Annotated in this window: 24 protein-coding genes; 17 read left to right on the top strand and 7 right to left on the bottom strand. The window is 41.5% G+C overall.

The features are described from left to right. The first annotated feature begins 178 nt into the window (after positions 1–178). From HNW13_RS09390 to HNW13_RS09325, 14 genes are all read left to right on the top strand, one after another. Positions 179–1,267, top strand: coding sequence for a hypothetical protein (locus HNW13_RS09390; RefSeq protein ID WP_011636370.1), 1,089 nt, complete (start codon positions 179–181; stop codon positions 1,265–1,267). 801 nt (positions 1,268–2,068) lie between these two features. Then, positions 2,069–3,328, top strand: coding sequence for an HlyD family efflux transporter periplasmic adaptor subunit (locus HNW13_RS09385; RefSeq protein ID WP_192115762.1), 1,260 nt, complete (start codon positions 2,069–2,071; stop codon positions 3,326–3,328). 77 nt (positions 3,329–3,405) lie between these two features. Continuing rightward, positions 3,406–3,627, top strand: a complete 222-nt coding sequence (locus HNW13_RS09380; protein ID WP_041412804.1) for a hypothetical protein — start codon at positions 3,406–3,408, stop codon at positions 3,625–3,627. Positions 3,628–3,767: 140 nt separating this feature from the next. Next, positions 3,768–4,466 (top strand): ABC transporter ATP-binding protein, encoded by a 699-nt coding sequence (locus HNW13_RS09375; protein WP_192115763.1) that lies wholly within the window; start codon positions 3,768–3,770, stop codon positions 4,464–4,466. Positions 4,467–4,476: 10 nt separating this feature from the next. Then, positions 4,477–5,790 carry an ABC transporter permease gene (locus HNW13_RS09370; protein ID WP_192115764.1) on the top strand — a complete coding sequence of 438 codons (1,314 nt, stop codon included), beginning with the start codon at positions 4,477–4,479 and terminating at the stop codon, positions 5,788–5,790. A gap of 30 nt (positions 5,791–5,820) precedes the next feature. After that, positions 5,821–7,029: an FtsX-like permease family protein gene (locus HNW13_RS09365; RefSeq protein ID WP_192115765.1), complete on the top strand. Its 1,209-nt coding sequence runs from the start codon at positions 5,821–5,823 to the stop codon at positions 7,027–7,029. Positions 7,030–7,225: 196 nt separating this feature from the next. Further along, positions 7,226–8,629: a sigma-54 dependent transcriptional regulator gene (locus tag HNW13_RS09360; protein WP_192115766.1), complete on the top strand. Its 1,404-nt coding sequence runs from the start codon at positions 7,226–7,228 to the stop codon at positions 8,627–8,629. A 2-nt stretch (positions 8,630–8,631) separates the two neighbouring features. Further along, positions 8,632–9,987 (top strand): ATP-binding protein, encoded by a 1,356-nt coding sequence (locus tag HNW13_RS09355; protein ID WP_192115806.1) that lies wholly within the window; start codon positions 8,632–8,634, stop codon positions 9,985–9,987. A gap of 1,242 nt (positions 9,988–11,229) precedes the next feature. Further along, positions 11,230–11,604, top strand: coding sequence for a hypothetical protein (locus tag HNW13_RS09350; protein ID WP_102037532.1), 375 nt, complete (start codon positions 11,230–11,232; stop codon positions 11,602–11,604). An 80-nt stretch (positions 11,605–11,684) separates the two neighbouring features. Then, positions 11,685–12,035 (top strand): hypothetical protein, encoded by a 351-nt coding sequence (locus tag HNW13_RS09345; RefSeq protein WP_208062846.1) that lies wholly within the window; start codon positions 11,685–11,687, stop codon positions 12,033–12,035. 118 nt (positions 12,036–12,153) lie between these two features. Further along, complete coding sequence (locus tag HNW13_RS09340; RefSeq protein ID WP_192115768.1) at positions 12,154–12,621, top strand: hypothetical protein; 468 nt, start codon at positions 12,154–12,156, stop codon at positions 12,619–12,621. Between the two features lie 90 nt (positions 12,622–12,711). After that, positions 12,712–12,999 (top strand): hypothetical protein, encoded by a 288-nt coding sequence (locus tag HNW13_RS09335; RefSeq protein WP_192115771.1) that lies wholly within the window; start codon positions 12,712–12,714, stop codon positions 12,997–12,999. Between the two features lie 155 nt (positions 13,000–13,154). Next, on the top strand, positions 13,155–13,526 hold the full coding sequence (locus HNW13_RS09330; RefSeq protein WP_243756229.1) for a DUF4844 domain-containing protein: 372 nt from the start codon (positions 13,155–13,157) through the stop codon (positions 13,524–13,526). Positions 13,527–13,644: 118 nt separating this feature from the next. Next, the gene (locus HNW13_RS09325) at positions 13,645–14,316 is read left to right on the top strand and encodes a hypothetical protein (protein WP_192115772.1); all 672 of its coding nucleotides are present in this window, start codon (positions 13,645–13,647) and stop codon (positions 14,314–14,316) included. Positions 14,317–14,763: 447 nt separating this feature from the next. Here HNW13_RS09325 and HNW13_RS09320 read toward each other — a convergent pair whose 3' ends face one another. Continuing rightward, entirely contained in the window at positions 14,764–15,807 is a 1,044-nt protein-coding gene (locus HNW13_RS09320) for an IS110-like element ISShfr7 family transposase (protein WP_123884363.1), read from the bottom strand. A 183-nt stretch (positions 15,808–15,990) separates the two neighbouring features. Between HNW13_RS09320 and HNW13_RS09315 the strand changes: the two genes are divergently transcribed. Beyond that, positions 15,991–16,620 carry a DUF5677 domain-containing protein gene (locus HNW13_RS09315; RefSeq protein ID WP_102036073.1) on the top strand — a complete coding sequence of 210 codons (630 nt, stop codon included), beginning with the start codon at positions 15,991–15,993 and terminating at the stop codon, positions 16,618–16,620. Between the two features lie 485 nt (positions 16,621–17,105). Here HNW13_RS09315 and HNW13_RS09310 read toward each other — a convergent pair whose 3' ends face one another. From HNW13_RS09310 to HNW13_RS09295, 4 genes are all read right to left on the bottom strand, one after another. After that, positions 17,106–18,149, bottom strand: a complete 1,044-nt coding sequence (locus tag HNW13_RS09310) for an IS110-like element ISShfr7 family transposase (protein ID WP_123884363.1) — start codon at positions 18,147–18,149, stop codon at positions 17,106–17,108. Between the two features lie 717 nt (positions 18,150–18,866). Beyond that, entirely contained in the window at positions 18,867–19,676 is an 810-nt protein-coding gene (locus HNW13_RS09305; protein WP_192115774.1) for a DNA-binding domain-containing protein, read from the bottom strand. A gap of 2 nt (positions 19,677–19,678) precedes the next feature. Continuing rightward, positions 19,679–20,617, bottom strand: a complete 939-nt coding sequence (locus HNW13_RS09300) for a DUF692 domain-containing protein (protein ID WP_101085838.1) — start codon at positions 20,615–20,617, stop codon at positions 19,679–19,681. A gap of 124 nt (positions 20,618–20,741) precedes the next feature. Then, positions 20,742–21,200 carry a hypothetical protein gene (locus HNW13_RS09295; RefSeq protein WP_101085837.1) on the bottom strand — a complete coding sequence of 153 codons (459 nt, stop codon included), beginning with the start codon at positions 21,198–21,200 and terminating at the stop codon, positions 20,742–20,744. A gap of 430 nt (positions 21,201–21,630) precedes the next feature. Between HNW13_RS09295 and HNW13_RS09290 the strand changes: the two genes are divergently transcribed. Further along, positions 21,631–22,014: an MAPEG family protein gene (locus tag HNW13_RS09290; protein ID WP_192115775.1), complete on the top strand. Its 384-nt coding sequence runs from the start codon at positions 21,631–21,633 to the stop codon at positions 22,012–22,014. A gap of 113 nt (positions 22,015–22,127) precedes the next feature. Here the strand turns inward: HNW13_RS09290 and HNW13_RS09285 are convergent, their stop codons facing one another. Beyond that, entirely contained in the window at positions 22,128–22,382 is a 255-nt protein-coding gene (locus HNW13_RS09285) for a hypothetical protein (protein ID WP_182745074.1), read from the bottom strand. Between the two features lie 120 nt (positions 22,383–22,502). Here HNW13_RS09285 and HNW13_RS09280 point away from each other — a divergent pair, with 120 nt between their 5' ends. Next, a complete protein-coding gene (locus tag HNW13_RS09280; RefSeq protein WP_242445096.1) occupies positions 22,503–23,090 on the top strand; it encodes a uracil-DNA glycosylase family protein in 588 nt (195 codons plus the stop codon). Positions 23,091–23,155: 65 nt separating this feature from the next. Here HNW13_RS09280 and HNW13_RS09275 read toward each other — a convergent pair whose 3' ends face one another. Then, complete coding sequence (locus tag HNW13_RS09275) at positions 23,156–23,659, bottom strand: YcxB family protein (RefSeq protein WP_192115776.1); 504 nt, start codon at positions 23,657–23,659, stop codon at positions 23,156–23,158. Between the last annotated feature and the right edge of the window lie 81 nt (positions 23,660–23,740).

Here is a 23,740-nt window from a genome sequence, read left to right as displayed (position 1 = left end):
CCTTTCTGTGTTTCAGCCTCTTTGTAAAAGATTCCAAAGCGCATTTTCTATTAAATTAGATAAACAGTCGTATTATTATCCCATTAATTTTGCTTCGTAATTATTTTCAGAGTTCTAGACTAATGCTAAATTGATGGTATTTTAATACTTATTAGTCAGTTATTAGGTTAGTTAACGAATGATAAACGTGGTTAGTGACGATAAGATCACAGAATTTAGAGATTTAGTAAATTCTAATTCAAGCTTTGTCTATCAGACTTATAAAGATAAAAATGGAAAAAATCTCTTCAACTTAGTCTGTTCTTGTATGGACTGGATCACAGTATCAATTCGACACTTAGAGAATGTGCCTGATTTTGACAAAAATATTGATACAAGAGTTATGCAAATGTTTACCCTTATCTCTTCAATTGACCTTATTTCAGAGTCAATCACTCAATTGCACCGTGTATTTATCAACCCCCAAACGATCCCCTTTACAGGTGAGAAGAAATGCTTTGCTAATCGACTATTCGCTGATGAAGATGATAATAGCTACTTTAAAACGGTAAGAGCTTGCTTTGGTGCTCACCCTGTTAATCTTAATCAGTCTAATACTAAGCGTTTCGCTAGTTGGCCGTTCGATAGTCATTCCAACACTGCCGAACTTACTGTTCATTTATATAGTTCAAATATAAATGATGAAGATTTACCACTTCATCTAAACAGAAATGAATTATTGGAATTTCTAACGACTCGATATGACTATCTTGATGTAATTGCAGACAAGATAGAAAGTTTGTTCATCGAGTATCAGAAAAATTTATCAAAGCAGCTAATTGAGAGTAAGTTCGATCCCCTAGAACAGCTCTATGTTCTTAAAGCAGAGTCTGTGAAGAGGTTAGACAACGATTATTATAACGGTGAGATTGATGATCTGATTATGATTTTCGAAGCAGAAGTAACGGATCCTGACCTTATGCCAATTGCTGATAGCTACAAAGATTCTCTCATACCCCTAATTGATGAAATTAAGACTAATCTTCAATCTATGAATATCGTTGATTTGGAAAATGACTGTGAGCTAAGAATTAGGTCAGATCTTAGCAGAGAGTTGAGTTATGAACTTGGGAAATTTTATAGTTGGATACACGGTGATAGATACGATCCATTGTTACACTACTACTTAGAACGGTTCAACGCTTTAACTGGCGGAAAGTTTAACTTCACTAATACTGATGAAATTAACCTGACTTTTCTTAAAGCGAAGCTAATGTTAGCTGAGTAATTACCTGGACAATTGAATAAAACTGCACCGCATAATTGAAGATTAATTTTATCTGATTTATTCGCATTAACATGAAAAGTCTAACAAGTTTCTGTCCAAAAATCAGTTAGCCTTGCTTAGAAATTTATAAATTCAACTCTGGACTTGAGGCCGTTGAAGAAAATGACGTGAGCTGGCCATGGACGGCCAGCTAGCTTTCGAGGGGAAGGGACGCCCCATCGGAAGCGTTAGCATTTTCACTCTTTATTGCAAAATGGGCCGAGGCCGGCTACAAATACGGTTTAAAGCTGGCTCAATTTCCGTCGCAATTTTTTCGCTGCTGTTGTTTGGTTAAATAGCGAAAATGTTGCCGGAACGGCAGGGGTGATCCAAGAGGGGATTGCTGTTGATCCCCTTTTGGCCAGTGCAGGGTGGAACCTTGCGATCTTAAGCGTTAGTGGCCGCAGGCCATAAAGTACAAAAGCACAAAAGTGCAAAGCAAAAATAACACCTGGATTCCGGCTCAAAAACATTGCCGGAATGACGCGGTATTTGGCCTGTGTAGGGCAATCTGACTATCTTATTCATTCGTGGCCGTAGGCCATAAGTACAAAGCAAACCATAAGTGTCCGCTCGGACACTTTCTCTATGACCGGACAGTTTTTAACGCTGTCCGCGGACACTTTTAGGGTGTTCGGTTATCTTTATAAACCCTTATCATTCTGAAAATAAACAATAAATAACTATTGGCATGGCTTGTGCTTTATCTTGGCATAAATGTGAAGATGTGGGTGCGGTCAGCGCGTTACCTAAGGACCTGAGATGATTAAAGACACAAGTAGCCAAGATACTGTTATTGCGCCTAAGTTAGGTCGTAAATTGCGCTTACCCTTGATGATAGGTTGCGGTGCCATATTGATGAGCGCGTTGGTGTGGGCGAGTTTAAGTCATGACAGTAATCAACGCTCGGTTGATGGTGCAGATTTACGTTTGGCAACCTTAACCCGTGGCACGTTGGTGCGAGATATTGCCACTACCGGTAAAATTGTCGCGGCCAATGCGCCCATTTTATATAGCACGGAAGAAGGTGTGGTGACGTTATTAAGTCAGCCTGGTGATGAAGTTGAGCTGGGGCAAGTGGTGGCCAAGATTGAAAGTCCGCGTTTACAAAGTGAATTACAACAACAGCAGTCGATGCTTGAAGGTATGCAAGGAAATTTAGAGCGTGCCAAGTTAGATGCCCGCAGAGAGCAATTGCGCGTTAGCCAGGTTTTAGACATGGCAAAAGTAGATTTAGAAGCCGCAGATCGCGAAAGTCGTCGTGGCGATCAACTGATTGAGGCGAGTTTGATCAGCATAATCGATTATGAAAAAAGCAAAGATGATTTACACAAAGCCAAATTACTGCATAAGCATGCCCAGCAAGAAGTGGAGCTTATGCGCGATACCCTCAGTTTTGAAATTAAAAACCGCACCCTTGAAGTACAACGCCAGGCTTTAGTCGTGAGAGAGTTAACTCGTCAAGCCAACGCCTTGAGTATTATCGCGCCGGTTAGCGGCATTATTGGTAACTGGCTGGTGGAACAAAAAGCCCGTATTGCCGCCAGCCAACCAATATTAACTGTGGTCGATTTAACTGCCTTTGAAGCTGAGTTAGCTGTGCCAGAGTCTTATGCCGATGAACTGGGTTTAGGGATGGATGTTGAGTTGAGTTTTGGCAACGTTAATGTGGTTGGCCAATTATCGTCAATTTCACCCGAAGTACGTAATCGTGAAGTGACCGCCCGAGTGCGTTTTGCTGACAGTAACACTTTATCGTTACGTCAAAATCAGCGTTTGTCTGCTCGAGTATTATTGGAAAACAGACCCAATGTGTTGATAGTGAAACGCGGTGATTTTCTCAATATGGGCGGCGAAGTGGCGTATCAAGTGAGTGACGCTGTTGCTCATAAGAAAGTCGTTAAATTGGGCGCACGCAGTATGAGCCAGGTTGAAGTGCTTGAAGGCGGTGAAGAGGGTGATGTATGGGTGATATCCGGTACCGAAACCTTTAAAAATGATCCAACAATTCAAATCCGATAGCTAAGTTGATAATTAAGTCGATAGCTAAATCAATAACGAATCAAATAACCAAACACTCAACTGAGTAAGGACATTCTATGATTTTTATTCAACGTAGACAGCTTATCGCGCTACTGGCGTTATTTATTCTCGCAATAGCGGTGAGTTATCGCATTGATAATCATACAGATTGGTTATCGGTTAGTTTGCAGTTAATTGACATGAGTAGCCAGGTTTCGAATCGATTAAGAGATATTAGTCCTACCGTTAGTTTGCATATTGATATTAGCGACATGGTCAAGATTAAGCTGCTGTTTTAGCCATGACTAATGCTAACGGCGCTGACGCCAATAGCATTAAAAACAAAAGTATTTAACAAAGCCGTATTCAGATTTGCAAGATTGACATTATCAGCCCTAGGCGCTGGGATGCGACAACCGAATTAACCAAGGAAGCCATTATGTTATCCATGAAAAATATCAGTAAAGTATTCAAAACTGACTTAGTTGAAACCCATGCGCTACGGGACTTTAACCTTGAAGTGAAAGAAGGTGAGTTTGTTGCGGTGACAGGCCCGTCTGGTTCAGGTAAAACCACCTTTTTGAATATTGCGGGTTTGCTCGAAGGCTTTACCTCTGGCGAGTTCAGCCTTGATGGCGTTAATGTGTCGAATTTAAGTGACAACAAAAGCGCTAAAGTCCGTAATGAAAAAATTGGCTTTATCTTTCAGGGGTTCAACCTTATTCCCGACCTTAACCTGGCCGAAAACGTCGAAGTGCCATTGCGTTATCGCGGTATGAATGCCAATGAGCGTAAGCGCCGAGTCGAATCAGCATTAGAACAAGTAGGCTTAGGTGCGCGGATGAAACACTTACCGACGCAATTGTCTGGCGGACAACAACAACGTGTCGCTATTGCGCGTGCATTAGCAGGCGAACCACGGTTTTTATTAGCCGATGAACCTACTGGTAATTTAGACAGCTTAATGGCGCGCCAGGTGATGGAATTACTTGAAAATATCAATCAACAAGGCACCACTATTATTATGGTGACCCATGACTCAGAGCTTGCGCGTCGTGCCCAGCGCAATATTCAAATTGTTGATGGTCAAGTATGTGATTTTTCGATGTACCAACCAGCTGCTACTGGCACTCGCTAAGGGGAACACTATGTTTTTTTACTATTGTGATTTAGCGTGGCGAAGTATCCGTAAAACGCCGATGTTATCGATGTTGATGGTATTAGCGATTTCGATTGGTATCGGCATTACTATCACTACGCTCAATGTCTATAAAACTATGTCCTATAATCCGGCGGGCGATCGCAGTGAGGTGATTAATTCAGTGCAGTTGTGGAGCCAAGGCTTGGATACCTGGGATGAGTTTATTCCAAGCATCACCTATATGGATGCGATGAACTTGCGCAATAACAAAGAATTAAGCCTCAAAGCAGCGACTTATCGAACCGGCTTAGCATTACAATCTGACAATCCTAAAATTGAACCCGTGTTGAACAGCGTTCGGTTAACCGACAGAGACTTTTTTAGGATTTTTTCGGTACCCTTTATTTATGGCAGTTACTGGGATACCAGTGCTGATTTACGCCCAGCTTACCAAGTAGTGATTAGTCAAAAATTAAATTTACGCTTTTTTGAAGGTAAAAATAGCGTAGGCAAAACACTCTTTTTAGACCGTAAACCTTATCAAATTGTTGGGGTGATTGATGACTGGAATCCGCAACCTAAATACTATGACCCACTTAATGGTGCCTTTAATGATGCTGAAGAGATATTCATTCCGTTCTCGTTAACAGGCCAAGAGGAATTTGATGTATGGGGTAACACCAGCGGTTGGAAGTTCGAACCCATGATCACATACAGCGACCGCTTAGCGTCAGAAAAAGTATGGATTCAATTTTGGACTGAACTGAACACCGATGAGCAGAAACAAAGCTTTTTAGGCTGGTTAACGCGTTATGTTGAGCAGCAAAGAGCGCTCGGCCGCTTTACTGATACCGCTAAAACCCCTAGCGAGTCAGTGCAAATTAGCGATATCGATAAATGGCTTGAAGATAACGATGTGGTGCCTAAAGATAATAAAATACTAGTCGGCTTAAGCTTGCTGTTTTTAAGCGTGTGCTTGGTGAATATTCTCGGGCTGTTGCTAACCAAGTTTTTAAAGCGTGCGCCAGAGGTGGGTGTTCGTCGTGCTATTGGTGCCAGTCGTGGACAGATTTTTAGTCAGTACATGGTCGAAGTGGGTATGATTGGTTTTATCGGTGGCGTAGTGGGTTTGTTATGGGCCTGGGGTTCGTTAACGGCGCTGCACAGCTATTTTTCAATGGACCAAAGTGTTACTGGACTTGATGCCAGTATGTGGATTATCACGCCATTAATTGCTATTTCTACCGCGGTATTGGCTGGGGTTTACCCTGCTTGGGTGGTGTGCCGCACTAAACCCAGTGTGTATTTAAAAGCCCAATAACTCCAGTTAAGCTTAAGAAAGGACATCACCATGTTACATATCAAACCGATTTTATCCAGTTTAATGCGCAGTAAAAGTGCGCCGGTTTTATTGCTATTGCAGATTATTTTGTCGGTTGCGATAGTCGCCAATGCGAGTTTTATTATTAACGAACGTTTGTCGCTAATGCAGCGAGAATCTGGCTATGCCGAAGATCAGATCCTGACCTTTAACCTGTATAATTTCGATCCTGCTATCGACAACATGAAACAAAACCAAGTTGACCAACAAATTTTGCGTTCGCTGCCTAATGTAATTGATGCCAGTTACAGCAATATGTTGCCGTTAAGCGGCAGCGGATGGATGGATCGCTATGTTGACGGCCCAGATGCCGATACCGCTAAAAGCACCCCTGGGTTTGCCTTTTATTTGGGTAATGAGCACTTACTCAATGTGATGGGAGCGAAGGTAATTGCCGGGCGAAATTTTACCGCCGATGAAATTAATACCAGCTTAGATGACAGCGGCATGATGGCGTTAGTGTCGCAACCGTTAGCCAAAGCCTTTTGGGGCGATGAGTCGCCTTTAGGTAAAACCATGTATCAAGGTGAGCAAGCCGTGACCATTATAGGCGTAGTGGATAAGCTGCAAGGTGCTTGGGTTGACCACGAAAACTTTGAATACAGCGTGATCCAGAATATCGATTTTGGTGGCAGTAGCAGTAATAAATCATACATGGTGCGGGCATTACCTGAACATATTCCAGCGTTAGAAGAAGCCATTAGTAAAGCCTTGTATGCAGAAAACCCAAACCGTGTAGTGGAGAACTTCCAAACCCTCACCACGATTAAAAATTTAACTTACAGTAACCACCGTTTAATGGCGACAGTGTTAAGTATTATGGTGGTGTTATTGCTGTTAATTACAGCGTTGGGATTAACCGGTATGGTGATGTTTAATATTCAACGCCGCACCAAACAAATAGGCACTCGCCGCGCGCTGGGTGCACGTAAGCGTGACATTATTGAATACTTTATGGTGGAAAATTACCTAATTTGTATTGTCGGTGGGGTCATCGGTGGCATGCTATCGTTAGTACTTGGGCAGCAATTAATGTCACTGTATAGCTTACCTATGGTACCGGTGATTTATCCGATTATCTCTGTTATTGGTTTGCTGGTTGTAACTACGCTAGCGGTAATAGTGCCCGCAGCTAAGGCGGCTAATATTTCACCCGCCATGGCAACACGCAGTGTGTAACCCGATAAAATACGGCGCTTGCGCTTAACAATAACGTGACAGTGAGGTCTTCTGTCATGTTATTGTTTATTTACTTTTGTGAGTAAATGTTCATTGGATAAACATACTTTTATGAGTAAATGTTTATTGTATAAACATGCAGTTGCATAACTTGTTTTTGTATAACAGCAACCTAATTGGACTCAAACATACTCTAATGGATAATATTTTAATTGTTGATGACAATCACGCCATTTGCCAAGCGCTTGCGCTAATGATTGAGCTGCATGGCTATCAAGCTATTTTTTGTCATTCACCAGAAGCTGCAGTTGAGATTGTTACCAACAAAGAAATCAGCTTGGTGATCCAAGATATGAACTTCAGCCGCGACACCACCTCGGGTGAAGAAGGCAAGCAACTGTTTTACGCATTGCGTCAGTTACAGCCTAATTTACCGATTATTTTAATGACTGCGTGGACCCAATTAGAAACCGCTGTCGAGTTGGTTAAAGCGGGGGCAGCTGATTACATGGGGAAACCGTGGGATGACGCTAAGCTGCTCAATAGTATTAGTAACCTATTATCAATTTATCGACTGTCTCAGCAAAATAGCCAATTAACCCGGATAGACAGTGAACGGATGTCGGCTATTAACGGCGCCGATTTATGTGGCCTAATTTTCGGTAGTGGTGCAATGCAGCGCTGTGTTGATTTGGCTTTGCAAGTTGCGCGATCCGATGTGTCGGTGATGATCACTGGCCCAAATGGTGCGGGCAAAGACAAAATAGCCGATATTTTACAGGCTAATTCGCCACTAAAAGACAAACCGTTTATTAAGGTTAACATTGGTGCTTTACCAATGGATTTATTAGAGGCCGAACTGTTTGGCGCAGAAGCGGGCGCTTTTACGGGCGCCAATAAAACCCGTATGGGCCGTTTTGAAGCTGCCGATGGTGGCACGTTATTTTTAGATGAAATTGGTAATTTGCCATTATCTGGCCAAGTAAAGTTATTACGGGTATTACAAACCGGTGAGTTTGAACGTTTAGGCAGTCATCAAACCCGTAAAGTGAATGTGCGAGTGATTAGCGCCACCAACGCGGATTTAGCCGACGACATTGCTCATGGGCGTTTTCGTGAAGATTTGTTTTACCGTTTAAATGTCATTGAGCTAGCCATATCACCATTGAATCAACGCCAGGACGATATTTTACCCTTAGTAAAACACTTTATAGGTGCTCATTTTAGCCTTGATAAGTCGACCCAACAGGCGTTAATTAATCACAGTTGGTCGGGTAATGTGCGTGAATTAGAAAACGCCTGTAAAAGGGCGGCGCTATTAGCTAAGTCACCACAATTAACGATTGATGACTTTGGCTTGATGGCGATAGCTAATGGCGGCGCGGCTACCCAGCATGCGCTTGTTGTTGAACATCATCTTGGCCAACAAGATCAGGGCATTGATGATACTCAGTCGATTTGCGAACCCGATAAGCAACAGCTAGAAGACGCTTTAGCGCAATATAATGGCGTCATTGCCAGAGTAGCAAAATCCTTTGGCTTAAGTCGACAAGCCCTTTATCGCCGTATGGAGAAATATGGCCTTAGGGTGACTAGATAATGATGTTATCACTGCGCACTAAATTGCTGATCAGTAACATGTTGAGCTGCCTTTTGGGAGCGATGTCAGGCGCTTTAGTGTGGCTTACATTGGGTGATGACACCTTATGGTTGGCTATTATTGTGATGCTGGCGGTGTGTTATTTTTGCAGTATGTGGCTAACAAGACGATTAAGTGAAAGTCTGCAAGCATTGGAAATCGGTCTACTTAACTTTAAAGATAATGATTTTAGTGTGTCGCTGCATCCCTACGGCGAACCACAATTAGATGCGCTAGTGAGCTTATATAACCAAGCATCGGCAAAATTGCGTAGTGAGCGACAGTTTATTTATCAGCGCGAGTTAATGCTCGATAAGGTGATTCAGAACTCACCTAATGTCATGCTGTTAATTGATGATTCCCAGCGAGTCATTTACGCCAATGGCGCCGCAAGGCATTTGTTTAATCAGGGTGTCAAAGTAGAAGGCATGTTGTTACCTGATCTTGTGGTGATGTTACCCGACACGCTTAAAGCGGCGTTAAGCAGTGAGCAAGAAGGTCTGTTTTCGATGGGCGGTAGCGGGGCAGATGGTGTTGATAGTCATTCTAATACTGATGCTGACAGTAGCGACGTTGAAACCTGGCATATCTCTCGTGGCCGCTTCACTCAAAACAATCAGCAACACCATTTAATTTTGCTTAAACAGCTCACCAAAGAACTTAACCGCCAAGAAGTGGCTGTGTGGAAAAAGGTGATTCGAATTATTAGCCACGAGCTTAATAACTCGGTCGCGCCCATTGCTTCTATGGTCAACTCCGGTAAGTTTTTAACCCAGCACTTAGACAACAGTAAGCTGCAATTGATTTTTGATACCATCGAAAATCGCACCACACACCTGAGCCAATTTATTTCCCATTATGCTCAGTTTGCGAAGTTACCACTGCCACAAAAAGCCTCAATTGATTGGGCTAAGATGACCCAGCAATTAGCGCAGCAATACCCATTTAATCTGTTATCACCTTTACCGGTTAAGCCGATAAAACTCGATGCAGTGCAATTAGAACAAGTCTTTATCAATCTGCTTAAAAACGCCCACGAGTCTGGCGCGGTGGCAGACACTGTGTCGATAACGTTTGAGGAAGTGACTCATCCAATTAACGGGTTATTAATCAAAGTTGATGACCAAGGTTGCGGGATGTCTAGCGAGGTATTGTCGCAAGCCTTGTTACCGTTTTACTCAACTAAACAATCTGGTACTGGCATTGGCTTACCTTTGTGCCGCGAAATAATTGAAGCGCATGGTGGCCGTATTAGTATGCAAAACCGCGTAGAGGGTGGCTTAAGCGTTAAAGTATGGTTGCCTTCACAGCAGGATTAACACTGACTAATGATGAATAAAGTCTGATTGTTTCGAGTTATATTTTCCAAAAGAGAGTTGAAGCCTTAAAGCGTTTTTCAAATATGGCCAGCGGCCACTAACGTCGTGGCGCTTCGCCCACACCAGACCAAGAGGAACCAACGGCTGTTCCCTCTTGGATCACCCAGCCGCCCTGCAACATTTTCAAACAGCGAAAAGGTCGCAATGGGGTAGATCCAGCTTTTGACTTTATTGGGTAACTGCCTCAGCCTTATTCGAAAATGCTAACGCTTCCGATGGTACATCCTGTACCGCGAAAGCTAAGCTCACATCCATGTGAGCTTCACGCTATTTTCTTCAACGTCCTCAAGTTCAGAGTTGAATTTGTCCCTTTTAAAGTCAGTATATCTGACACGTTTATGCTCCAAAGCTACTTAGAACCAAAGCTCTATTTAACAATGCTTACCTTTGTTTTCCATACAAAAATCTAATTGATATTACTCTTTTACCGATGCCATTCTTACTGCCTAGATTGCATAATCTACTGAACTGGTTTTATATGCAGGTATAATGAGATTTGACTTAATTTAAATCAAACAACTCATTAAGTAAGCCTAAAGTCGTAACGTAGGCTTAATTAGAAAACTATAATTGATTGATAATATTGAAAATAAATTTCATCGCTTATTTTTTTACGACATTAACGCGCAAGCTCGTTTTGTTTTAGGATGTTGAGAGTGTTTTATCGCTTTACATCAAAGACATAGAGAATGTAGGATGATATAAATCAATAACTTGAACAGCCGACTTTATCGGGCGAGCCGTTCAATAAGCTGTTATGTGACGAGGTAAGTTTGGAGCATTTTCTAGACCATATATATCTGTATTGTGCGGTTATATTTTATGTTATTCCTCTAATCTTATATTTTATACATAGATATATAATGTATTTCTACATTAGCATCCCAACTTTAGGGCTCACATATTTGTGGATCGACCATATATACGCTGTGTCTCAGCCTAATTATCATGGTGGAGCTGGAGGAAGCTTGGGAATTGCAATTGCAATGATGTTGACTCTTGGGTTAATTATAGGTGCGGGTCTATGTTTTCTTACGAGTTTTCTAATTCGAAAAAATGGTCGCTTACACACATAACAAGGCGTTTAAAACGGAACTAAAACAGTGGGTTACGTTTCGCTTCGCTACACATTATAACCCACAATTTTAGTCCGCTTAACGCGGCGTTAGTGCTCAATACTATATGAAAAACATAATTGCAGTATTTATATCCACTCTATTCTTTGGCGTGCTCGCATTGGCTCATGTCCTTATTTTGCTGCACTATTGGAGTGAGGAAAAATCAGCCATTGATAGCTATTTGGCAAATATCGTACAGCTGCTTTTAATCGTGATAGCGGGCTACATCTGCGTTAAAATTTCTAACGTAAAAAAATGGTGGTTTGCCGGGTTTTTCGCCATCACCACATATATCCTCCTTACTGTGTATTTGATTTTTCTAGGCCCTGGTATAGATTTTTCCACTTGGGGCCTAGCAGCAATGAAAGTTCCAGCAGCTTTAGCCGTTTTTTCGTTATTAGGCGGAGGTATCTATCAATACTATTCAACAAAGCGCTAACAAGCGCATGTTGCTCGCCGCTATCGCGGCCGGACTCCTTACGCTTCACTTCAGTCGCCGCAAATGCGGGCGTTATGTGTATGAATAAGTCTGAAGCATTATCGAAAATTAGAGCCGCATTAGCAGGGGATTCTCAAGTCATTACTCCTAAAGGTGAAACTTATGAAGACTTCGTTGAAAGGTTGTCTAAAGAGTTATTGGCAAATGTTATAACGCCTATCGTAGCAACTGTTGTATCTACATGCGTAAAGAACGGTGATATTGAGAAATATCAAAGCTCTAAGGTTTGGGCAATCGCAAAACATGAAAATAGCTGGTTGCTAACATTAGAAAACGAAAATGAGTTTGCTTTGGGGTTTGGTGATACTCCAAATAAAATTATGATGCATGGTTTCTCTTCACCAGATGTACTCGGAGAGTGGTGTACATAATACAGATAACAAGCTGCTCAAAACGGACTGCTATCAGTTGGCTGCGCTTCGTTCCTCGCACATTATAGCCAACTATTATCAGCCCCTTAGCAGGGCGTTACGTGTCACGGAAGCACCGATGAAGAATTATAAGTTTGAATTATTCGCTGACTACTTTCAGGTCTATCTTATGGATACTGAGGCAGATGACGATACTTCGGAAGTGTGGACTGATGAGGCGCTTGATCTAAAACTAGGGTTACCGCCAAATACTCTCGCAGTTGGGACATTCCGCAATGTTGATGTGCCAGTTGAGGTAGAGATATACGATAGTGAGCCTGATATCAATCTCGAAGAGTGGGATCATGCTTCGAAAGGGTACCTCACTATCAAGTCTGGTAGTTGCGCAGTGTTCGGTTGCACAGACTATTTACCTGATGCAGCAAAGATAGAAATCAAACCGGGTGCCTATGCAGCACTTTCTTTAGCCAAAGGCCTCGATTCAATAACCGAGGAATGGGAAGACGCGGATGATATTTATAGGGTCATTCTTTGGCCTTCATCAGTTAAAGAGTACAAGGCACTAAAGAGCCATGAAAACACGTAACAAGGGTAGGCAAAATCGCCCGCAAAAGGCGCGGGCTGGACTCGCTAACGCTCGCCTTTGCTACCGGCGTTATGTGTTTAGGAAGGTTGGGTGAATAAACATCGAGATTGCAGCAATAGGCTAACATATGATTTTGATAAGATATCCTCAAAGGATTATCATGGAATCACTAAATCCGTTGTTAAAGAATTCAAATTAATTCCTCATACCGAGCTTATTAATGGTCTTGATGAAACATTCCAAGACTTTATTTTAAACCAATCCATTATTGGTTTGGAGTGGGATATTTGGTCTGGCTACATTGTTAATGCAAAAAATCCTGAGTCTGAATTACTAGTAGAGAAAATAGCTAAGTACATCAGTGTATTAAACACATAACAAGTCGTTAAACTAGGACGAAAAACAGTTGGTTTTTGCTCGTGCCTCGCTTATTTTAACCAACTATTTTTTGCCTCTCAACGAGGCGTTAGTGTGAACAAATGAAGCTTTTGCGAATACTGTTAGTCTTATGTTTAATTCAAGGCTGCAATGAAATGGAAATTAAAATGCTATCAAATGGAAGTGAAGTCAAAGAGGCTCTGCGAGAACTAAAGTCACAGAAAAAATTCCTTGCAAACTTAGCTCTATTTTACCCAGGAGCACCAGACGAATTAATTCGAATCGAAGCTGAAAACGTAATAAATTCAGCTTTGGTAAAACTCATTGAGTCACCATCTGATAGTTTTACTGAAAATGAGTTTTGGTCAACTTTAAAAGTTGCAGCAAAACAATTCGCTAAAATGGACTCTGAAGAAATGGATCGTGGTTTATCTTATATGGAAGAAATCATGGATATCTATAAAATTGAATCTTCAGATGGTAGGTTAAATGAATGGCGCTACGGTTTTGAGCCAAGTTCACACTAACAAGGGTTTTCAAGTCGGACAAATTACAGTTGGCTTTTTGTTCGTGCCTCACTTATTTTAGCCAACAGCAATTTGCCGCTTAAAACGGCGTTAGCAGTTCAATCATACAGGGTCGTATATGGATAAAATTTTTGATTACATATCAAAAGAATGGGCTGTAATATCTCAAGCACCGTTTGCTTTTTTGATACTAGGGGCATTAATGTTTGCCCTTGCTTATTTAGCCGCAAAATTTAAATTCACAGTTCTTGTCGATGAAGTTAAGGCAAAAAATGAAACTTTAAAAGAGAGGCTACTTTTAAAAACAGAGCAAGCCGAATCGTACAAAGATAGAGCATTAAAATATGATGATAATGTTCAACAAGTAGTTGGTTCAGATGAAATCGCGTTGAAAGAGAAAACCCTAGAAGTGGTAAAAAACCTCCGAGACTTTATAGAAAGGCATAAGAAAGAAGATGATCGTGTAAGTGGTATTGAGCGTTCAGTAATGCGAGAAGCACTAACAGAAGAAGAAAGAAATAAGGCGTGGGAAAAGAATACCAGCGAAATCATGCGACTTTCCAATGAACGAAATGCAGAATATGATCGCAGATTTAAAGTTGACGCCATGCTACTCAGAGATGAATTAAGAACTCGTCTAACTGATTATGAGCCATCAGATGGGTACCGCGATAGTGCTTATGAGCATCCTACAAATTACTTCGGTTTCAATGATGTAGCTAGTGATTTAGAGCGGATGGCAAAACTGCTAACACATATGAGCCTTCCACCAGTCAATAGGCGAGCCTAACTTATTTGACTGCTTTTGCAGTCAAATTAAAATCAATCAACAAATTCATCTACTTCGTCTGTCATTTAGCTGTCAAATCATCGTTTACAGCAAACACATATAGAGGCTCTCTTAGTGCGATCTTATCGCTGCCTGACTCTTTTCAATCCGTTGAAATATCAGGGGCACTAGACATTTATCGGTTAACCCTAAGATGGCACTATTCAAGTCAGAGGTGCTTTTTGCACAGTTAGTTTCAGGCTCATTTAGGGTGTAAACGACTTTGTTGATTGTATTTATTAATGCGCGCCAATAAGGTGTCTAATCAAGGCAACGTAGCTTAAATAGCATTTGGCATAGTGATGATGGTGAGAAGTCATTGCTTCATTAGCCACATCATTCACGGTCATGCTCGCTTCTCTTTTTAAGAGTATCTAGTTAGACGTTCAGCTCACCTTATTGCGCGACTTATCCTTTTAAGAATCGTTGTTCATCAAACACCGTTTTGTTCTTCAGCATGAAATAGACGCAGCGACCAAGCTTATGTGCCAGTGCAGACAACGCCTTTGCTTTACTCATTCGTTTTTGTAATCGATTAAGGTAGTTACGTGCTTTGTCATTGCCTCGCAGGTAAAGCACCGCTGCTTCTGAGAATGCCCATTTCAAATGAGCATTACCGATTTTATTGCCATTGGTGCCATAGGTTTTACCCGCTGATTCTGCTTTGCATTTGACCAATCGAGAGTATGAAGCAAACTTTTGTACTGACTCAAATCGACTGATATCACCGATTTCATAGAGGATTGTCAGTGACAAAATCTTGCCAATACCTGGTACTGTTTTCAGTAATTCTAAATAGACGGGATTATGGTTTTTGGCCTGTTTTTCAATGAACCATTCAACCTGTGCGAGTTCCTTTGCATAACAATCAAGTAGTGCCATGTCTAAATCAATGTTGCGTTGTACGATAGGATCTTGATATTGCTCGCGAAGTTTTTGTCTTGCAGAGATGTTTTTAAGATTAAGTTCAGTGGCAGGTAAATTGTATTGGCTGTTGGTGTTAACCACATGACCTTTGAGCATGGCCCCGTGACGGACAATCTTCATTCTTCGGCGCAGTAGATCACGAGCTGCGCGCATTTCACTTGGATAATCATAAGCTATTGGAAAGTTACCACCACGCAGTAGTGTGGCAATTTTAAAGGAATCGACTTTATCATTTTTGGTTTTACCACCGTGAATCGCCTTCATATAAAGCGCATGACCTAAGATAAAATCAATCCCAAGTTCAGCACACCAGTCGGACACCCAATACCAGCAATGCATGCACTCAACCCCGACAATCACATTGCCGATATAGGGTTCTAGAATGAGTAATAAGTCATCTTTACTGGCACCTATCTTTTTATGAGCTACAACTTCCCCTTTAGAATCAATGATACAGACATAAAGTAAACGTGCATGTAAATCGATACCACAGTAGTATGGATGTGAGTTATTATAAAATCTCATTGAGTTTTCTCCTGTTGGTTTAGTCACCTTAAGCATACCGCTGATGCGGCTTGCTAGGGAGGGGGCTCAATGAGTATCAAGCTAATCAACAAGGACAAAAAACAGTTTGCTGTTTTCGTTCCTCAACATTTTAGCAAACAATTTTTTGCCTGTTATTAGGGCGTTAGCAAGCAAGGTGGTAATGTGAGTCCGGCAGAACGAATTATTAATATTAAAGATGAAGTGGATCGGTTAATTCCGATGTATAAACAAAACTTATACAAATATACTTTGTTGGCATATTCTTCCAGTTTGCTAGATCTAGCTGATGCAATAATTACTCTCAATGATGCAGGGAAACTATCAGGCATTCCTGTTCTGTATAGAACATTTTCTGAAACCTTTGTTGATTTTCACAATTTGTCCTCGAATCGTGCTTATAGCTACAGGTTACAATCAAATCGGTTGAAAGAATGGATAAAGGTCTTAGATAATCTAGATCCCAAGCATTTAGAGTGGTTAAAAGAGTCTGCTGAACTTGACGACTTAGTAGAGTTCAAAGCTCAGCTCGTCAAAGAAAAGGCTGACCTTGGTGATCAATTTAATACAATTAGAATTGGTGCAAAGTTTGATCTGGCAGATTTAAAAGACTTTTACGATACAGTTTACAATGAACTTTGTAGTGACTCTCACTCCAATCTTAGGTCAGTTTTTAGTCGTCTGCATTTAGATGGCAATGATCCTAAAGTACAGTTATGTATTAGTACAATACCGCAGGCACTGACTGAATTAGAGATAACACTTGCTAAATGTTTCAGTGATAAAGCTTGCTAACACATATGAGCCTTCCACCAGTCAATAGGCGAGCCTAACTTATTTGACTGCTTTTGCAGTCAAATTAAAATCAATCAACAAATTCATCTACTTCGTCTGTCATTTAGCTGTCAAATCATCGTTTACAGCAAACACATATAGAGGCTCTCTTAGTGCGATCTTATCGCTGCCTGACTCTTTTCAATCCGTTGAAATATCAGGGGCACTAGACATTTATCGGTTAACCCTAAGATGGCACTATTCAAGTCAGAGGTGCTTTTTGCACAGTTAGTTTCAGGCTCATTTAGGGTGTAAACGACTTTGTTGATTGTATTTATTAATGCGCGCCAATAAGGTGTCTAATCAAGGCAACGTAGCTTAAATAGCATTTGGCATAGTGATGATGGTGAGAAGTCATTGCTTCATTAGCCACATCATTCACGGTCATGCTCGCTTCTCTTTTTAAGAGTATCTAGTTAGACGTTCAGCTCACCTTATTGCGCGACTTATCCTTTTAAGAATCGTTGTTCATCAAACACCGTTTTGTTCTTCAGCATGAAATAGACGCAGCGACCAAGCTTATGTGCCAGTGCAGACAACGCCTTTGCTTTACTCATTCGTTTTTGTAATCGATTAAGGTAGTTACGTGCTTTGTCATTGCCTCGCAGGTAAAGCACCGCTGCTTCTGAGAATGCCCATTTCAAATGAGCATTACCGATTTTATTGCCATTGGTGCCATAGGTTTTACCCGCTGATTCTGCTTTGCATTTGACCAATCGAGAGTATGAAGCAAACTTTTGTACTGACTCAAATCGACTGATATCACCGATTTCATAGAGGATTGTCAGTGACAAAATCTTGCCAATACCTGGTACTGTTTTCAGTAATTCTAAATAGACGGGATTATGGTTTTTGGCCTGTTTTTCAATGAACCATTCAACCTGTGCGAGTTCCTTTGCATAACAATCAAGTAGTGCCATGTCTAAATCAATGTTGCGTTGTACGATAGGATCTTGATATTGCTCGCGAAGTTTTTGTCTTGCAGAGATGTTTTTAAGATTAAGTTCAGTGGCAGGTAAATTGTATTGGCTGTTGGTGTTAACCACATGACCTTTGAGCATGGCCCCGTGACGGACAATCTTCATTCTTCGGCGCAGTAGATCACGAGCTGCGCGCATTTCACTTGGATAATCATAAGCTATTGGAAAGTTACCACCACGCAGTAGTGTGGCAATTTTAAAGGAATCGACTTTATCATTTTTGGTTTTACCACCGTGAATCGCCTTCATATAAAGCGCATGACCTAAGATAAAATCAATCCCAAGTTCAGCACACCAGTCGGACACCCAATACCAGCAATGCATGCACTCAACCCCGACAATCACATTGCCGATATAGGGTTCTAGAATGAGTAATAAGTCATCTTTACTGGCACCTATCTTTTTATGAGCTACAACTTCCCCTTTAGAATCAATGATACAGACATAAAGTAAACGTGCATGTAAATCGATACCACAGTAGTATGGATGTGAGTTATTATAAAATCTCATTGAGTTTTCTCCTGTTGGTTTAGTCACCTTAAGCATACCGCTGATGCGGCTTGCTAGGGAGGGGGCTCAATGAGTATCAAGCAAATCAACAGGACAAAAAACAGTTGGTTTTTGCTCCCGCGTCGCTTATTTTAACCAACTATTTTTTGTCCGTTATTTGGGCGTTACCTATAGAAAATTTAACCTGAAACTCACGAATTAGAATTAATGGTATAACTCGGAAATGTCCATAAATGAGTTAGATGCCTCAGCTTGAAATGCCTAAATTCAACTCTGAACTTGAGGCCTTTGAAGACTCTTTATATGAGAATACGTGAGCTGGTCATGCACGGCGAGCTAGCTTTAGAGGGGAAGGGATGCCCCATCTGAAGCGTTAGCATTTTCATTCTTTACTATAAAGAGGTGGCCGAAGAACACACAGACGAAGTTAAAAGCTGGATTCAACCACGTCGCGAAATTATTGTTTCTATTATTTAAATCAAATGGGATAATTTTGATGTGGTGGCTGGGCCAATTCTTTTATAGAAAATAAAGAGGGAACCGCCGTTGCTTCCTCTTGGTCTGGTGTGGGCGAAGCGCCACGACGTTAGTGGCTGCAGGCCATATGTACATAAGTACAAAGCAAGAATATCACCTGGATCCCGTCTCAAAAGTACTGCCGGGACGACGAGAAAGTAGTTATCAAGCTTTGTCCAGAAATGAGTTAACGTAAATTAGCTACTTACTCACTACCGCTCGAATTAAGCCGCGTTGAAACCAGGTTTGCATGGTCTGCAGTACCATCATTGGCGCAGATTGCTCGTCGTGCCATTGCAACATTTGTTCGCACTGGTCGGCAAAGTTGTTGCCCTGAATAAACCCGAGTAACAACGCATGTTGCTCTGTCGTTAATGATACAAATTCTGTTAACCGCGACTCTCCCCGCCATAATAACCATGCCCTAGGTGACTGATAGTCAGGTTCTGGCGGCGCGGTATCCACTTTTAACGCTTGCCAAGCTTCGACGGCATTACTGTTACAAGTGAATATTTGTACGCTGGGATGAAAGCGTAAACAGCAATTGGGCCACAATTCTGGTGATATGGCCTGTAAGTCGCTAAAGCTTGTACGGGCGCAGTCTGCAGCATCAAATGCATTGAGTAACCGGCGCTCGAATCGGGTTAAATCGGCGATAATCGGATACTGTTTAAAAAACGCATCTTGTTGTAAAAAATCCGGTAAACCATCACAAAACTGGCGCAATGACTTATTACTTGATGGATATTGACGAGTATAGTCGGCTGCCATTTTATCGAATAAATCGTCACCCAAATACAAACCTAGCAGCTGGTGGTCGGTTTCAATGGTTTCTTTTAATCGAATTCGGTAAGCGTTGGCATAAATTTGTAGGCGATCATCGGCGCTGATCCCCGCTTGTTCAGACACGTTTGCTTTCATCACCGATTGAATCTGTCCGTGTTGTGTATCCGAACCATCAGACAGTAAATATTGCATAAATTGTTGTTGAATTTCAGCTAAACGACTCATTGTTATGCCCTGACTTTTTGCGATGAAGCATGATTAGCGCTGATGAATTTGCTGACGTCATCAAGTGAACGAGTGCCAAACTGTGAGCGTGCTAGGGCTGGGTCGTCGGGTAAGGTTAACTGAGCAATGTTTTTCGCTTCGAGTAATTCTTGGTATAACGCTGGGAACTCGGGAATATTAGCGTCGCGCTCAATCATGGTGCTAACCGCGCCAAAGCGCTCTAGTGCCGCTTGGTATAAGGTCCACACTGACGGCGGAATATCATGGTCGTGGGTATCAATGACATAATCACCAAAATCGCTGTGGCCAGCTAAGTGAAACTGTTGTACCCGGCGTGGGTCGATTTTTTTAAGGTAATCGAGTGGATTAAAATGATGATTACGGGCGCTGACATAAATATTATTGATGTCGAGTAATATTAAGCAATCTGCGGCTTCTGCTACTTGGCTTAAAAAATCCCATTCATCCATGGTCGAGTCTTGGTATGACAAATAGCTCGATACGTTTTCCAGTAAAATTCGACGACCTAGTACGTCTTGTACTTGTCGAACTCGCTGCGCCACATGATTAACGGTTTCTTCGGTATAAGGCAGTGGCAGTAAGTCATGGCTATTGACGCCGTGAATTGAGGTCCAGCAAATATGATCAGATATCCATTTAGGTTGAATGTCGTTACTGAGCTTTTTAAGGGCTTTTAAGTAATCCATGTCTAAAGGATCTGTACTGCCTATCGACATTGATACGCCATGCATCACTACAGGATATTGTTCGGCAATGGCTTCTAAATAATATCGAGGTTTACCACCAGCGACTAAGTAGTTTTCAGATAGCACTTCAAACCAGTCAATATCTGGCTGGTGTTGCAAAATGTATTCAAAATGGTCGGTTCGTAAGCCCAAGCCAAATCCGAGAAAGTCTTCTGTAATGCGCGTATCTGGCATGGTGAATCCTATTTTAATGCAAATGTTCTAGCTTGATTTAGGCAAAACTTGCGTTAATCATTGAGATAGTAAGCTGATGACCCTGCCACAATAGTAGGTGGCAGCGTCATCAAACGAAGCTTAATTAGCTTGTTTTACCGCCAATATCAGCACAAGATTTTGCTGTAGTGCTAACAAAACCAGTACCTTTACAGCTTGCCATACCGCCACATGCGTTATCGGCACCTTTACAGTCATTATGGCCTTTACAGACGTTAACACCGTAACAATGTACTAAATCGGCTTTAGTGACTTTACCAACCCAATCATCTTTTTGCGTGCCGCCTACATCAGCACAGGCTTTTGAAGGCATGCCAACAAAACCAGTGCCTTTACAGCTTGCTTGACCGCCACAGGCATTGTCGGCTGTTTTACAATCGTTATGGCCTTTGCAGGTGTTAACGCCGTAACAATGGACTAAATCTGTTTCGCCTGCTGCCAAAGGTGCCGTGCTTGTTTCAGCGGCCATAGCCTGACCTGATAAACTTGCCATTGCGAGTGCTAATGCTGCGCCGGTTAAGCTGCTTTGTGCTTTCATATTCATGATGTATTCCTTGCATTTGTGGTTATTATGTTTACTGCTATTCATGTTTACCCATGACAAGATTGACTGGGTACAGCCATTATTCTTGTTAGGAGGTATTAGTAATGACCGTGGTGCTGCGAAAGATCTTTCAAGTTAAAGTGTAGACTAGTCACTAAAATGTTGTTGATGTGTTAACTTGTGATTGATTTATAAGGTGAAACAATAATTTACGATTTTGCAGATGAGTGCTTAAGCATTATATGAATTAGGTTGTTATTAAGGCCGGTAGATTATGTTATTTTGTTCTGATTACATTAGTGGTTAACACAACGCGTTCAATCGTAACGAATACAGCTAATACAACGAATACAGCTAATACAACGAATACAACGAATACAACTAAAACACAGCTACACATAATAAGAATATTAATAACTAAGGATAGATTATGCAGACGATACTGATATGTTTATTGATTGCCATGCTGTTGCCGTATGCGGCAAAAGTTCCATTAGCGATGGCAATGGCTAAATTAGGCCGATATGACAATGACCATCCAAGAGCCCAGCAAGCTCAATTAACCGGTTTTGGGGCGCGAGCATTAGCAGGGCATCAAAATGCATTTGAATCGCTAATCGTATTTGGGATTGCAGTATTAACAGCCTTACTGACCAATAATGTCACCGATGTTGTTGCGCTTTTAGCCATAGTACATGTGGTCGCACGGCTGGTTTACCATGCGCTGTATTTATTGAATTTTGGAACATTACGTTCATTGTCTTGGTTTGTTGCCATCGGTGCATCGATTGGAATATTTTGCCAAGCGTTTTAAGCTTATGTTACTCAAACAACACTGACTCCCATAAAAAAACGCCTTAATGGCGTTTTTTTATGGGAGTCAGTTGATACTCGTCATCATGAGGGTAGTCTAGGCTTAGTATTGGCTTAATCTAGACTCGCAACACGTTCGTAGCCCATTTCGGTTAATTGGTCGTTAACGCAATCAAGCAAAAATGCGCCGACTTCACTTTCTGGCAGTTGGTCTTCAAGTGCAATTTGCTGGCAGGCTTCTTTTAATGAAACTACATCGTTAACGGGTGCTTGGGGAAGTGCAGCAGCACTAAAACTCATCGCTGTACCGCTAATTAACATAGCAGCTAAAGTCGTAAGGGCTAAACGTGAATGACGTGAATGTTGCATGGTTGTTCCTTCTTGGGAGAACTTTGTTATTTTGACAAATACTACTGCAGCTTAGTTCCGTTAGATATAGCGATTAACGCGCTTTTTATGATTTTATATACAAAAAGTAAGGTATTGAATATGGTTTCGTTGCTCACTCAAGTAAAAAGTTGTCAACTTTGCGTATCAAGCCTGGTAGATGGTGTACGCCCAGTAGTGCAAATTGATCCGCAAGCAAAAGTGTTGATCATCGGTCAGGCCCCTGGACGTAAAGTACATTTGTCGGGTATTCCATTTGATGACGCCAGTGGCGACCGATTAAGGCTATGGTTAGGGGTAACGAGAGACGTTTTTTACGATGCCAAACAGATTGCTATTATGCCGATGGGCTTTTGTTATCCGGGCAGTTATGCCGGTTCTGGTAAAGGAAAGTCTGGCGACTTACCTCCTCGGCCAGAATGCGCGCCTAAATGGCATGGTTTATTGCTGCAGCAGTTAGTTAACGTCAAGTTGGTCTTGCTGGTGGGGCAATATGCACAACAGTATTATTTAACCGATAAGCCGAAAACATTAACCGAAACAGTGCAGCAATGGCGCAGGTTTGGGCCTCGTTATATCCCAATCCCACACCCCAGTCCGCGCAATAATATTTGGCTTAGTCGTAATCCATGGTTTGAAGATGAGTTACTTAGCGACATTCGTCCACGCATTGCGAATGCGTTAGCCTAAACGTGGTGTTTTTTGATCTACTATATTTAAATACTGTCTTGAACTAGTACTCAGTTATTTTTAAGTTATTGTTTTTTTTGGTTAATAAAGTCGATAGCGCTTTTATCTAAGCAGCGTTTAGACAAATAAGTCGTGGTTTTTTGCAGTTTAATTAACAAGCCTGCATCGGTTTCAGTAATTCGATAAATATCGGTCCATAAAATCTGTTGATTAACATGCAGTGACTGACTACTGATACCATTATCATCTATTGTAAGATTGACATGCTCACCTGCCGCTTTACTCATCATTTGACGCCATAACCACCAGGTTTTATTAAAACGAATACTCAAAAACTCTACCACGGCTAAGCCAATAAAAAAGTAACCTAAATAGTAGGTTTCTTTGGTGCTCATTGATGTTGGGCTTAGTGTGTCGAGCATTAAAATAGCCAAACCAACCAGTGCAAAAATGGCGGTTTTAATAAAACGTTTTGGTGAGGTGCTGGGATGAATTGATTGCAGATAGCATTCTTCAAAGTACGACTTGTCTAGTACATATTCAGCAGTATAACTAAAGGCTTGTGACATGATGACCTAATTTACGGCAGTTGATGGGCATGATTATCGCATAGTCATCAGTTTGCTCAAAGCCTGCTTAGTGGTGAAATA

Origin of the sequence: Shewanella sp. BF02_Schw, assembly GCF_014596695.2 — a bacterium.
Taxonomy (GTDB): domain Bacteria; phylum Pseudomonadota; class Gammaproteobacteria; order Enterobacterales; family Shewanellaceae; genus Shewanella.
Note: the sequence above shows the minus strand (reverse complement) of the source record. Positions and strands in the feature narration are given on the sequence as shown.

Coding starts and splice junctions, on each gene's coding strand:
- HNW13_RS09390 (WP_011636370.1), top strand. CDS start 179: ATGATAAACGTGGTTAGTGACGATAAGATCACAGAATTTAGAGATTTA.
- HNW13_RS09385 (WP_192115762.1), top strand. CDS start 2,069: ATGATTAAAGACACAAGTAGCCAAGATACTGTTATTGCGCCTAAGTTA.
- HNW13_RS09380 (WP_041412804.1), top strand. CDS start 3,406: ATGATTTTTATTCAACGTAGACAGCTTATCGCGCTACTGGCGTTATTT.
- HNW13_RS09375 (WP_192115763.1), top strand. CDS start 3,768: ATGTTATCCATGAAAAATATCAGTAAAGTATTCAAAACTGACTTAGTT.
- HNW13_RS09370 (WP_192115764.1), top strand. CDS start 4,477: ATGTTTTTTTACTATTGTGATTTAGCGTGGCGAAGTATCCGTAAAACG.
- HNW13_RS09365 (WP_192115765.1), top strand. CDS start 5,821: ATGTTACATATCAAACCGATTTTATCCAGTTTAATGCGCAGTAAAAGT.
- HNW13_RS09360 (WP_192115766.1), top strand. CDS start 7,226: ATGGATAATATTTTAATTGTTGATGACAATCACGCCATTTGCCAAGCG.
- HNW13_RS09355 (WP_192115806.1), top strand. CDS start 8,632: ATGTTATCACTGCGCACTAAATTGCTGATCAGTAACATGTTGAGCTGC.
- HNW13_RS09350 (WP_102037532.1), top strand. CDS start 11,230: ATGAAAAACATAATTGCAGTATTTATATCCACTCTATTCTTTGGCGTG.
- HNW13_RS09345 (WP_208062846.1), top strand. CDS start 11,685: ATGAATAAGTCTGAAGCATTATCGAAAATTAGAGCCGCATTAGCAGGG.
- HNW13_RS09340 (WP_192115768.1), top strand. CDS start 12,154: ATGAAGAATTATAAGTTTGAATTATTCGCTGACTACTTTCAGGTCTAT.
- HNW13_RS09330 (WP_243756229.1), top strand. CDS start 13,155: ATGGAAATTAAAATGCTATCAAATGGAAGTGAAGTCAAAGAGGCTCTG.
- HNW13_RS09325 (WP_192115772.1), top strand. CDS start 13,645: ATGGATAAAATTTTTGATTACATATCAAAAGAATGGGCTGTAATATCT.
- HNW13_RS09320 (WP_123884363.1), bottom strand. CDS start 15,807: ATGAGATTTTATAATAACTCACATCCATACTACTGTGGTATCGATTTA.
- HNW13_RS09310 (WP_123884363.1), bottom strand. CDS start 18,149: ATGAGATTTTATAATAACTCACATCCATACTACTGTGGTATCGATTTA.
- HNW13_RS09305 (WP_192115774.1), bottom strand. CDS start 19,676: ATGAGTCGTTTAGCTGAAATTCAACAACAATTTATGCAATATTTACTG.
- HNW13_RS09300 (WP_101085838.1), bottom strand. CDS start 20,617: ATGCCAGATACGCGCATTACAGAAGACTTTCTCGGATTTGGCTTGGGC.
- HNW13_RS09295 (WP_101085837.1), bottom strand. CDS start 21,200: ATGAATATGAAAGCACAAAGCAGCTTAACCGGCGCAGCATTAGCACTC.
- HNW13_RS09290 (WP_192115775.1), top strand. CDS start 21,631: ATGCAGACGATACTGATATGTTTATTGATTGCCATGCTGTTGCCGTAT.
- HNW13_RS09285 (WP_182745074.1), bottom strand. CDS start 22,382: ATGCAACATTCACGTCATTCACGTTTAGCCCTTACGACTTTAGCTGCT.
- HNW13_RS09280 (WP_242445096.1), top strand. CDS start 22,503: ATGGTTTCGTTGCTCACTCAAGTAAAAAGTTGTCAACTTTGCGTATCA.
- HNW13_RS09275 (WP_192115776.1), bottom strand. CDS start 23,659: ATGTCACAAGCCTTTAGTTATACTGCTGAATATGTACTAGACAAGTCG.